The sequence below is a fragment of the Mesorhizobium sp. M7A.F.Ca.CA.001.08.2.1 genome, from assembly GCF_003998455.1.
Classification (GTDB): Bacteria; Pseudomonadota; Alphaproteobacteria; order Rhizobiales; family Rhizobiaceae; genus Mesorhizobium; species Mesorhizobium ciceri.
Map to the genome: position 1 here is coordinate 1 of NZ_RZPW01000168.1, position 9,484 is coordinate 9,484.

9 protein-coding genes are annotated in these 9,484 nt (G+C 63.0%); 7 read left to right on the forward strand and 2 right to left on the reverse strand.

The features are described 5' to 3' along the window. The first annotated feature begins 431 nt into the window (after positions 1 to 431). The 4 genes from leuA to EN914_RS12660 all read left to right on the forward strand — a co-directional run bounded on the left by leuA (position 432) and on the right by EN914_RS12660 (position 5,863). Positions 432 to 2,171: a 2-isopropylmalate synthase gene (gene leuA, locus EN914_RS12645; RefSeq protein ID WP_032899463.1), complete on the forward strand. Its 1,740-nt coding sequence runs from the start codon at positions 432 to 434 to the stop codon at positions 2,169 to 2,171. A 184-nt stretch (positions 2,172 to 2,355) separates the two neighbouring features. Next, a complete protein-coding gene (locus EN914_RS12650) occupies positions 2,356 to 4,131 on the forward strand; it encodes a M48 family metallopeptidase (RefSeq protein ID WP_024504512.1) in 1,776 nt (591 codons plus the stop codon). 197 nt (positions 4,132 to 4,328) lie between these two features. Beyond that, positions 4,329 to 5,132, forward strand: a complete 804-nt coding sequence (locus EN914_RS12655; protein ID WP_024504511.1) for an alpha/beta fold hydrolase — start codon at positions 4,329 to 4,331, stop codon at positions 5,130 to 5,132. A 113-nt stretch (positions 5,133 to 5,245) separates the two neighbouring features. Next, positions 5,246 to 5,863, forward strand: a complete 618-nt coding sequence (locus EN914_RS12660) for a hypothetical protein (RefSeq protein WP_013529921.1) — start codon at positions 5,246 to 5,248, stop codon at positions 5,861 to 5,863. On the opposite strand, the gene EN914_RS12665 is transcribed toward EN914_RS12660, so the two are convergent. After that, complete coding sequence (locus tag EN914_RS12665) at positions 5,847 to 6,770, reverse strand: metallophosphoesterase (protein ID WP_013529920.1); 924 nt, start codon at positions 6,768 to 6,770, stop codon at positions 5,847 to 5,849. The two genes, EN914_RS12660 and EN914_RS12665, sit on opposite strands and share 17 nt — an antisense overlap. A 53-nt stretch (positions 6,771 to 6,823) precedes the next feature. On the opposite strand from EN914_RS12665, the gene EN914_RS12670 reads away from it, so the two are divergent. Further along, positions 6,824 to 7,318: an NUDIX domain-containing protein gene (locus EN914_RS12670; protein WP_013529919.1), complete on the forward strand. Its 495-nt coding sequence runs from the start codon at positions 6,824 to 6,826 to the stop codon at positions 7,316 to 7,318. A 1-nt stretch (position 7,319) separates the two neighbouring features. Here EN914_RS12670 and EN914_RS12675 read toward each other — a convergent pair whose 3' ends face one another. Beyond that, positions 7,320 to 8,312: a glutathione S-transferase family protein gene (locus tag EN914_RS12675; protein ID WP_024504510.1), complete on the reverse strand. Its 993-nt coding sequence runs from the start codon at positions 8,310 to 8,312 to the stop codon at positions 7,320 to 7,322. A gap of 274 nt (positions 8,313 to 8,586) precedes the next feature. Here EN914_RS12675 and EN914_RS12680 point away from each other — a divergent pair, with 274 nt between their 5' ends. Both EN914_RS12680 and EN914_RS12685 read left to right on the forward strand, forming a co-directional pair. Next, the gene (locus EN914_RS12680; protein ID WP_013529917.1) at positions 8,587 to 9,123 is read left to right on the forward strand and encodes a GNAT family N-acetyltransferase; all 537 of its coding nucleotides are present in this window, start codon (positions 8,587 to 8,589) and stop codon (positions 9,121 to 9,123) included. A gap of 60 nt (positions 9,124 to 9,183) precedes the next feature. After that, positions 9,184 to 9,484 (forward strand): SDR family NAD(P)-dependent oxidoreductase (locus EN914_RS12685; RefSeq protein ID WP_127389102.1); only part of this gene is annotated, 301 nt, incomplete at its 3' end.

Consider the following 9,484-nt stretch of genomic DNA (forward strand, 5'->3'; position numbering starts at 1 on the left):
CCGTTAACCCGGATTCGTTGTCCTGCACGGCCTGCGGCCCGCTTCATCCCCAGCCTCCATTCGCTGGCGATAAAACCGGACAACTCACGTGCTACCTAATCCGGACAACTCATGTGCTTACGACACGGCCCGCGGCCCACTTGCCTCCCACAAGCCGCTCCTGTAAGAGATCCGCCATGAACACGCGCGCCAGCAACGCTTCCCGTCCGACCGGTTTTTCCGGCGAGACCGTGCGCGCGCTGGCTTCGACCCTGCTTCTTCTCGGCCTTATCGGCGATCGCCGGGTTCGCTGAAGGAGCGCCCGGCGGTCGAACCGCCGCGCAAGCGCATGCTCCTTGGCAATCACATCAAGCGAACGAAATTCTGGTAAAGGCGCCGCTCGCCATCAATCCACCTGAAGGTGGATCCATGAGCCGCCGGGAGAAACGACGATGAACGCACGAGAAGAGATCCGCTCCGATGCCGCGGTAGCCGACACGGATTCGGCCAAAGGCATGCCCGACGCAGCCCGCAAATATCAGCCCTATCCGACCGTCGGTCTCACCGATCGCACCTGGCCTTCGAAGGTGATCGACAAGGCGCCGATCTGGTGCTCGGTCGACTTGCGCGACGGCAACCAGGCGCTGATCGATCCTATGGGCCATGAGCGCAAGGCACGCATGTTCGGCCTGCTGCTCGACATGGGCTTCAAGGAGATCGAGATCGGCTTCCCGTCGGCCTCCCAGACCGATTTCGACTTTGCCCGCTGGTGCATCGAGGAAGGCAACGTACCCGCCGATGTCTCGCTGCAGGTGCTGGTGCAGTGCCGGCCGGAGCTGATCACCCGCACCTTCGAGGCGCTGAAGGGCGCCACCAACCCGATCGTCCATTTCTACAATTCGACCAGCGAGCTGCAGCGTCGCGTCGTCTTCGAGAAGGACGTCGGCGGCATCAAGCGGATCGCCACCGACGCCGCCAAGATGATCACCGACATGGCGGCCAAGGCCGGCGGAGGCTTTCGTTTCGAGTATTCGCCGGAAAGCTTTACCGGCACGGAGCTGGAAGTGGCGCTGGAGATCTGCAACGCCGTCACCGAGATCGTCAGGCCGACCGCTGACAACAAGCTGATCATCAACCTGCCCTCGACGGTCGAGATGTCGACACCCAACATCTATGCCGATCGCATCGAGTGGATGTGCCGCAACCTCGACAACCGGGAGAACCTGCTGGTCTCGCTGCATCCGCACAATGACCGCGGCACCGGCATCGCCACCACCGAGCTCGGCCTGATGGCCGGCGCCGACCGTGTCGAAGGCACGCTGTTCGGCAATGGCGAGCGCACCGGCAATGTCGACATCGTCACGCTGGCGCTGAACATGTACACGCAAGGTGTCGATCCGTTGATCGACTGCTCGGACATCAACCGGATGAAGGACGTCTATGAATATTCGAACCAGTTGAAGATCCCCGAGCGCCACCCCTATGTCGGCGAACTCGTCTACACCGCCTTTTCCGGTTCGCACCAGGATGCCATCAACAAGGGCATGAAGGCGCTGAAGAAGGCCAATACGAGCCTGTGGGAAGTGCCCTATCTGCCGATCGACCCGGCCGATGTCGGACGCAGCTACGAAGCCATCATCCGCATCAATTCGCAGTCCGGCAAGGGCGGCATCGCCTATGTGCTGCAGGCCGATTACGGCCTCAATTTGCCGCGCAACCTGCAGATCGAGTTCAGCCAGGAAATCCAGGCGATCACCGATGCCGAGGGCAAGGAAGTGCCGGCCAGGCGCATCTACGAGCGCTTTCTCGAGACCTATGTCGACCAGCCCGGCGCGCGGTTGAAATTCCTCGATCACCACACCTATCCCAGCACCGAGATCAAGGGCCGGCGCGTCGTCGAGGCGGTCATCCTCGACAACGGCAAGGAACTGACGATATCGGGCACAGGCACCGGCCCGATCGACGGCTTCGTCGATGCGCTGTCACGTCATCTCGGTGTCGAGATGTCGGTGCTCGACTATTCCGAGCACTCGATGCAGCGCGGCTCGAACGCGTCGGCCATTTCCTATGTCGAGATGGAATATCCCGGCGGCAAGCTGTTCGGCGCAGGCATCAACACCAACATCGTCGCCGCCTCGCTGGAAGCAGTGATGTCCGCCGCCAACCGTATCGTCGGCAAAAAAGCCGGCTGACGCCCGACGGGAACAAAGATCGGAACCGTCCCAATCTGGTGATCGGTTCCGACCTTTCGGGCCGTTAACCACCGCGGAATTATCCGGTGGGTACGTGATCGCATAATGGGGTGTATACTTGTGTGGTGGTGCGGGACCTATATGATCGCGCCTCAACCTGTGCCGACTTCGAGAGGATCGACACTTGCAGCATGCCACGCCTGCCGCCCCCGCAGTGCGCGAGACACTGGAGCGACTGCTTGCCAGCCAAACGTTCGGCCGATCCGAACGCGCGCGCAAGCTGCTACGTTATCTTGTCGAACGTGAACAGGCCGGCCAAGCCGACAGGCTCAAGGGCTTTTCCATTGCCATGGATGTTTTCGGCAAGGACGGCGATTTCGACCCGTCCACCGATGCCGTGGTGCGGGTGCAGGCAGGCAGGCTGCGCGAGCTTCTGCAGCACTATTTCGCCAATGAGGGAATTGCCGAACCGGTCCGCATCGCCATTCCGCGCGGCGGCTATGTTCCTGCCTATGAATCGAATGCGATCCGCCTGCCGGATATTGCCGAGGCTGTTCCCGAACTCAGGCTGGACGGCGCCGCATCCGCCGATCGGTCAAACGAAGCCGGCACGGGCACGCCGGAGGCGATGTCTCTGACTTCCGTACTGACTTCGCCTGCCCCCTCGGTGGCGCGCCATCTCCGCTTTTTCTGGATGGCGATCGCCCTGGTCATCGCCATGCTGGGCGTACTGATCCTTCGCCAGGGCAGCACTGCCTTGCTGGCAGGCGGCGACATCTCGGCAACGCCGGAGACCGCTGGCGCAACCGCAAGCATCACATCGTCGGCAAGGGCTGACGCCCTGCCGCAAGTCTATATCGGACTCAAGGCTGACGGCCCCGACGCCAGCCGTGTCGCCGCATCGCTGCGCGCCGGCCTGAGTGGCTTCGATACGATCGACTTCATTGGTCGCGACACCGTCAACGATCCAGCCGACGACGCTGCGAGCTTCATATTCGACATCCTGCCCGGACCGGACGCGGGCGATATCACGATAGAACTGCAAAGCATGGCGTCCGGACGGGTGCTTCTATCGCGCAATCTCACCCCTGCCGACAGCGCACCTGCGGCGGTCGAAGACCGTATTGCCGACATGCTGAGCTCGGCACTCCCCGCCTCCGGCACCATCTACAACTATATCGAGCAGACCGGCACGCCAAACGGTCTGACGCAGTGCCTGCTGCTCAACGGCAAATATTACCTCGACCAGAACGCCAGGACCCATGAGGCGGCCTATCGTTGCCTCGAGAAGCTGGCCAATGGTGGAACCAAGTCCTCACTCGTCTATTCGGAACTTGCTTCCCTGCATCTCGAGGCGGTGTCCGATCATTACGCCTATCCGCCCAACGCGACGATTGAAACAGCCGTCGAGTTTGCCCATCGCGGCGTGCAGATGGGTCCGACCAGCCCTTATGCGCATCGCGCCTACGGCTATGTCAGTTCGCGCCTCGGCAATACGGACGAATCAATCCGCTGGATGCGCAAGGCCTATGAACTCAACCCCTACGATCTCGGCATGGCCGCCGCTTACGGCTACGGGCTGATCTTCGCCGGACGATACGCCGAGGGAACGCCGATCCTCGATCATGCGGCGGAGACCTTCAGCGGACACCCGACATGGTGGGACTATGGGCTGTTCGTCGGTGAGCTCATGCTCGGCGACACGAACAAGGCAGTCGCGGCCAGCATGGCACTGAGAACGACGGCAACGAAATCACACTATCTGGCGGCACGGCTGATCGGCGCCAAGGCTGCCGGACAGGACCATCTGGTGAGCACGCTGCTGAAACAGTTGACCACCGAGTTCCCCAAATTTGCCGCCGATCCGCGGGCGACTTTCGTCGAGCGGAAATATCCGGCCGACCTGACCGCCCGGCTGGTTCAGGCACTGCGCGCTGCCGGGCTCGGCAGCCCGAGCTGACACCATCGACGTCCGCGGACTGGCTGCGCCGTGTCCCGATGGATTTACTGCGCTCCGATCGCCGAAAGTCGATTGATCCCCAAGTTCTGTACACAACCGTACAAATCGCGAAAATTTTACTGGTCATCATGTCGGACTAGGAGCAATTCAGCCACGATTGGTGTCGCGCATTCTGCAATAACAAAAAATCAGCTTTCATGACCGCATCACTTTTTGCCGCCGAAGAGGGTGTTGGCTCGAAGGCCATCGTCCTGCTGCACGGTTTCGGCGGCTGCCACGATGTATGGCGCGAGGTGATTTCCGCTCTGACGCCTTCCACGCATACGCTGGCCTATGATCTGCCTGGGCATGGGATGTCGCTCGACTTTCCCGCCGCCGGTCCGGCCAGGGTGGCGGCCAAGGCCGTGCTGACCGACCTCTCGGAGCGTCGGCTGAAGCGCGTTCATCTCGTGGGCCACTCGATGGGTGGTGCCGTGGCGGCGCTGATGGCGCTGGCCGAGCCCGAAAAGATAGCCTCGCTGACGCTTCTGGCGCCGGGCGGCCTTGGCCCCGAAATCAACGGGCCGCTGTTGCGCCGCTATGCCGAAGCCGCGGATCGGTCCGAGATCCGCTCCTGCCTCTCCCAGATGTCGGGACCTTCTGCCCTGCCGCTCGAACATACGGTGGACATCCTTTGGGAAATGCGCAGGCGACCCGGCCAACTCGAAAAGCTGGTCGGGATCGCGGCCGCCATGACCGTGGACGATCGGCAAGGCGTCATCCCGCACGATCGCCTCGATCGGCTGAACATGCCGGTAATGGTGGCATGGGGAACCAGCGATGCGGTGCTGCCCTTTACCCAGGCGGATGACCTGCCGGCGCATTTTCACGTGCACCACGTGCTGGAGGCGGGCCATATGCTGGCCGAGGAAGCACCCGACCTCGTTGCCGAGATCATTCGCCGCAACACCAGCCGCCGCGCCAGGCCGCACCGCCAGAAATTCGCCGCAGCAGCAAGCTGACCTTTTCGCGCACGACGACCCTCCTGAGCATCCCGACGCCGTCGATCTCGCCAGTGCATTTTGCCGGCGGCTGTGTTAACCCAGTGTTAACCAAACCCACGAGGCAGACGCCGATGAAGGAAGCAGGCGAGAAGACCATCGACCAGTCGAAGAAACTGTCCGATGCCATCCGTGATGTCAAAAATGCCTTCGCCGACCGCGACGATGTCGTCGTCGACATGCGCGAGGCGCATCGCATGCGTCTCGATCTGCTTGCCGCCGAGCTGGCGCCGGTTTTTGCCGATGTTCCGGCCGACATGGACAATTTCGACTTTGTCGTCTCGTCGGGCTTGCAGCCGCGCCTGTGGATCGACGCCATCAGCCATGTCGCCATGGGGCGCGACCGCCGCACCTATCGCTTCCTCAAGGACACCCGCATCGGCCGGGTGGTGCTTGCCGAATCCACTGAGATGAAATCGGTTGCCGATTCCGTGACGCGCTATGTCGCCGAGCGCATCGTCGAGCGTCAGAGGATGCTGGAAGGCGGCGTCGAACCCGCCGTCGCCGGCCTGAAACGTGCGTATGTGCCAGAAGCCGAACCGCCGCTGCGCGCGACGGAGCGCGGCAAACGCTGGTCGGCCCTTCTGTCCGGGCTTGGCCTGGTCGCTGCCGGCGCACTGGTCGGCCTTGTGGTGTCGGTCGTCCTGTTCTGGGACCGCATCGTGGCCATGGTTGTCAATTTGCGGCCATAGCGGCCTCGGCGCCAAGCTCCACCGTCTGCAGATCGGATGGCGGTATGGACGGCCCGGTCAGGCCGCGCCGTGTCAGCCGGATCCGCCAGTTTCCCTTTTCACCGTCAATGTCGAACAGATTATACTGCGCCGCCGGGTGCTTGCCACCCGGCGCCTGGCCGGCGGCAGCGACACCGACCGCCGGGATCCTGACGCCTCGACCGCCGATGAAGAACAGCGACGGCAGATGCGAATGGCCGTGCAGCACAAGGTCGGCGCCATGGCGGCGAATGATCTTGTTGAAGCGGGCGATGCCGAACAGCCGCTTGTGCTGCGGGACCGCGCCGCGCACCGGCGGATGATGGATCATGATGACGCGGAACAGCCCCTGTCCGGCAGTGTCCTGGAGGATTTTGCCGAGCCTATCCCCCTGGCCTTCCATGAAAAACCCATTGGCCATGAAGGGTGCCGTGGCGCGCGCCGTCGAGACGCCGATCAGCGCGACATTGCCGCGTACACGCAGATAGGGGAAGGCGTTGCGGTCGACCGGCGTGTTGACGCCGTCGCCGCTCATCCACGCCGCCCAGGACCGACAGACCTTGTCGAAGGCGCCCGGCACATAGGCGTCGTGATTGCCCGGAACGACCGAAACATCATGCGGCGGCCCCAGCGTCTCCAGCCAGTGCCTGGCCATCTCGATCTCGCCGTCGAGCGCCAGATTGACCAGGTCGCCGGTGACGGCGAGGTGATCAGGCGTGTTCGCCTTGATGTCGGCGACGATCGTGTCAATGACCGCATCATGCATATGGCGGCGGCGGTTGCGCTGCCAGTTGACATAGCCGAGCACGCGCTTGGAGGCGAGATCGCGATAGGATACATCGGGGAGCGGCCCCAGATGGACATCGGAAATATGCGCGAGCCTGAACATACAACCTTCATAGGCGACCCGCGCGCGGCTTTCCACCCACGGTTTCGCTATCAATGACGAGCCCTGAAGATGCCTTCCGCCAGACCGGCTGGCCAGGGTTGAGGGCCAGGCTGTTCCATCTCTATTTCGTGCTGCGGAGGCCGATGACGCTTGGCGTGCGCGGCCTGATCCACGACACAGCGTCCAGATCCGTCTTCCTTATTCGCCATACCTATGTACCGGGCTGGCAGCTTCCCGGCGGCGGCGTCGAAGTCGGCGAGACGATGAACGAGGCGCTGGCCCGTGAACTGGCCGAGGAAGGCAACATCGCTCTGACCGCCCCGCCGGTGCTCAAATCGATGCATTTCAACCGCCGCTCCAGCCACCGCGACCATGTCGGCTTTTATCTGCTCGAGCATTTCAGCCAGACGGCGCCGAAGCTGCCGGACCACGAGATCGCCGAAGCCGGCTTCTTCCCGCTCGACCGCTTGCCGCAGGGCACGACGCCGGCGACGCTGCGCCGGATCGCCGAGGTTTTTGACGGCGAGCAGCCCTCGCCCTACTGGTAGATCAGGCCGCCGCTTTCTCGAAGCGCGCCCGGTCATGCCGTGCGCCATAATCGAGATCCGGTCCGACAGGCACGATCCGCGTCGGATTGATCGTCTGGTGGCTGCCGTAATAATGAGCCTTGATGTGATGCATGTTCACCGTCCCGGCCACGCCAGGGACCTGATAGAGATCGCGCAGATAGTTGGACAGGTTCGGGTAGTCGGCGATGCGGCGCAGGTTGCATTTGAAATGGCCGACATAAACCGGATCGAAGCGCACCAGCGTGGTGAACAGCCGCCAGTCGGCCTCGGTGATACGACCGCCGACGAGATAGCGCTGTTTTGCCAGCCGCTCCTCCAACGTATCCAGCGCCGAGAACAGCTCGCCGAAAGCCTCTTCATAGGCGCGTTGCGTGCTGGCGAAGCCGGCGCGATAGACGCCGTTGTTGATGGCTGGATAGACCAGCGCATTGATGCGGTCGATCTCGCCGCGCAACGCCTTCGGATAGAAATCCAAGCTGGCGTCGCCCCATTCATCGAAGGCTGAATTCAGCATGCGGATGATTTCGGAAGACTCGTTGGAGACGATGGTCTGCTCCTTTTTGTCCCACAGCACCGGCACAGTCACCCTGCCCGAATAGGCGGGATCGGCCTTGGCATAGATCTGGTGCAGGAAGTCGAGGCCGTAGAGCGTGTCGCCCGTGGCGCCGTCCTCAGCTACGAACGTCCAGCCGTTGGCGCCCATGAAATGATGCACCACGGACACCGATATGATGCCCTCCAGCTTCTTCAGCGCGCGAAAGATCAACGTCCGGTGGGCCCACGGACAGGCAAGCGAGACATAGAGGTGATAGCGGCCGGGCTCGGCCTTGAAACCGCGCGTCCGGCCTTCGGCGGGCGCCCCGTCAACGGTGATCCAGTCGCGCCATTGCGACTGCGCCCGCACGAACCTGCCACCATTGTCCGCCGTATCGTACCAGCGGTCCTGCCATCTTCCTTCGACCAGCAATCCCATGCGAATCTCCTTGCGTCCTGTTGGTTGATGTAGGCGCAAGGCTGCCCTGTCGAAGACGTCAGGTGCTGAACAGACCGTCACTTGGCAGAAATGACGGACAGAAACGGCCGATTGCAGCGGCGGGAAATTGATGCTAGCGGACAATCCGCATGTTCGACTTTGCTTTGATCCGGTTTGACCGACGACGAAAGGGCGCCCGCGCTTGATGAAGCGCTGACTGGCGAATGCTGCCGTTTGCAGCAACCTTTCCTCCTTGTACCGGACCGCAAAGACCATGAGCCTTGCCGACGTGAAATACCTGCCGGAAACCCCGGCGCACGACCCCGAGATCGAAGCCATCAACGACGAAGCCTTCGGGCCCGGCCGCTTTGTGCTGGCCGCCTACAAGATTCGTGAGGCCGGAGGGCACGAGCGCTCGCTGTCCTTTGTCGCCGTCAATGGCGACATCGTCGTCGCCTCGGTGCGCATGACCCGCATCGCCGCCGGTGCCGGCCGCGCATTGATGCTCGGGCCGCTCGCCGTGCGGCCGGCCTTCAAGAATCTCGGCATCGGCCGCCGGCTGGTGGCGATCGCGCTGGAGGCCGCTGCCCGGGCCGGCGCACCTGCCGTCATGCTGGTCGGTGACGAGCCCTATTACGGGCCGCTCGGTTTCAAGCGGATTCCGCGCGGCCAGATTTCGATGCCGCGCCCCGTCGACCTCGACCGGCTGCTGTCGCACGAGATCGCGCCGGGTGCGGTCGCCAGGCTCTTGGGCGAGGTCTGCCACGCCGATCAGGCCAGGGTGACCGATCCTACCGCGGCGATGGCTTGACCTTTCCCATCGATCTGGCGCCTGATCCGTCCACTGTTCCTGAGATCAAAGGATGACGTCATGAACCCGAACGGCCAGATCGCGATCGTCACCGGCGGCGGCTCCGGCCTTGGCGAGGCAACGGCGCGCGCGCTGGCCACCAAGGGAGCCCGCGTCGCCATCTTCGATGTCGGTATTGACCGCGCGGCCAAGGTCGCGGCCGAGATCGGCGGTATTGCCGTCCAATGCGACGTCAGCAGCGCCGACAGTGGGACTGCTGCCCTCGCCGACGTCGCCGCCAAGCTTGGCGAGCCGCGTATCCTGATCAATTGCGCCGGCATCGCCATCGGCGTGAAGACGATCGGCAAGGATGGTCCCCATC

Coding starts and splice junctions, on each gene's coding strand:
- leuA (WP_032899463.1), top strand. CDS start 432: ATGAACGCACGAGAAGAGATCCGCTCCGATGCCGCGGTAGCCGACACG.
- EN914_RS12670 (WP_013529919.1), top strand. CDS start 6,824: ATGACGAGCCCTGAAGATGCCTTCCGCCAGACCGGCTGGCCAGGGTTG.
- EN914_RS12680 (WP_013529917.1), top strand. CDS start 8,587: ATGAGCCTTGCCGACGTGAAATACCTGCCGGAAACCCCGGCGCACGAC.
- EN914_RS12665 (WP_013529920.1), bottom strand. CDS start 6,770: ATGTTCAGGCTCGCGCATATTTCCGATGTCCATCTGGGGCCGCTCCCC.
- EN914_RS12675 (WP_024504510.1), bottom strand. CDS start 8,312: ATGGGATTGCTGGTCGAAGGAAGATGGCAGGACCGCTGGTACGATACG.
- EN914_RS12655 (WP_024504511.1), top strand. CDS start 4,329: ATGACCGCATCACTTTTTGCCGCCGAAGAGGGTGTTGGCTCGAAGGCC.
- EN914_RS12660 (WP_013529921.1), top strand. CDS start 5,246: ATGAAGGAAGCAGGCGAGAAGACCATCGACCAGTCGAAGAAACTGTCC.